Source organism: Staphylococcus sp. HMSC62D11 (assembly GCF_001839145.1).
GTDB lineage: Bacteria > Bacillota > Bacilli > Staphylococcales > Staphylococcaceae > Staphylococcus > Staphylococcus lugdunensis.
Genome location: NZ_KV840204.1, coordinates 1101 through 1397, shown reverse-complemented (window position 1 = coordinate 1397; position 297 = coordinate 1101). Strand labels below are relative to the sequence as shown.

The 297-nt window shown below is 41.8% G+C and carries 1 protein-coding gene; it reads right to left on the bottom strand.

What is annotated here, in order from left to right:
• Positions 1–297 (bottom strand): putative Ig domain-containing protein (locus HMPREF3267_RS11210; protein WP_176746109.1); only part of this gene is annotated, 297 nt, incomplete at both ends.

Here is a 297-nt window from a genome sequence, read left to right as displayed (position 1 = left end):
CACTATTATCTGTAGCTCTAATCTCGATGTTATCGATTGCGGTATTCACTTCTTTGGTCTGATCACTAATCTCTTTCACTGTTGGTGCTGTCGTGTCTACAACTTTGATACTGAATTTTGTCTCGACACTATTGCCATCGGCATCCGTACTTGTCACTACAATTGGATAAGTTCCGACTTTCGTCGCTACACCGCTTATTATGTTTGTTCTAGAATCAAACGTTACTCCTTCCGGTAGGCCACTGACTTTGGTTGTTACTGGCTGACCACTATTATCTGTAGCTCTAATCTCGATGT